We start from the raw sequence: 830 nt of genomic DNA, 5'->3' as shown, positions 1-830 counted from the left end.
GCAGTTTTTCTATGGCTAAATTTACAGCTGATGAAAAAATACAAATCGTTCTACGTTATTTGAACGGAAATGAAAGTTATCGAGAAATGGGTAGATCGCTCGGTATAAGTGACACAATCATTTTGAATTGGGTAAACCAATATAAACAGAATGGTCTGGAAGCTTTTCTAAAACGATGTACAAATTACACACAACAATTTAAACTAGACGTACTAAACTTTATGATTGAAAACGGTATGTCCTTATTTGAGACGGCAGCTATCTTTAATATTCCTGCCCCTTCAACGATTTCTGTTTGGAAAAAACAGCTCGAAACACAAGGAATTGATGCCCTTCAATCTAAGAAAAAGGGGCGTCCATCCATGAAAAAAGATTCAAATAAACAATTAAAACAACATTTAGCTGAAGGGTCAGTCGAAGCACTTGAAGCACGCATTAAACAGCTTGAGATGGAAAATGAGTACTTAAAAAAGTTAAATGCCTTAGTTCAAAACAAGGAAAAATCACAAAACAAGACAAAGCGCAAGTAGTCTATGAATTAAGGCATAAATATTCGGTGAAGGCACTCGTGGAGCTAGCTACTATTCCTCGAAGCACGTATTATGATTTAGTAAAGAAAATGAATCGTCCAGATGTAGATGCCGATTTGAAAGCTGAGATTAAAGCGATTTATGAGGAAAATGAAGGTCGTTATGGTTACCGTCGCATTCGTGATGAATTAACGAATCGTGGCCAGAAAGTGAACCACAAGAAGGTTCAGCGCATTATGAAAGAGCTTGGGTTAAAGTGTGTTGTGCGTATGAAGAAATATAAATCCTATAAAGGAAAAG

At 36.3% G+C, this 830-nt stretch carries 1 pseudogene; it reads left to right on the top strand.

What is annotated here, in order from left to right:
- Positions 1-11: 11 nt before the first annotated feature.
- A pseudogene (locus MR167_RS31550) lies at positions 12-830 on the top strand (IS3 family transposase); the annotation flags it as partial.

Source organism: Bacillus cereus group sp. BfR-BA-01355 (assembly GCF_022663675.1).
In the GTDB taxonomy this organism is placed as follows: domain Bacteria; phylum Bacillota; class Bacilli; order Bacillales; family Bacillaceae_G; genus Bacillus_A; species Bacillus_A thuringiensis_S.
Note: the sequence above shows the minus strand (reverse complement) of the source record. Positions and strands in the feature narration are given on the sequence as shown.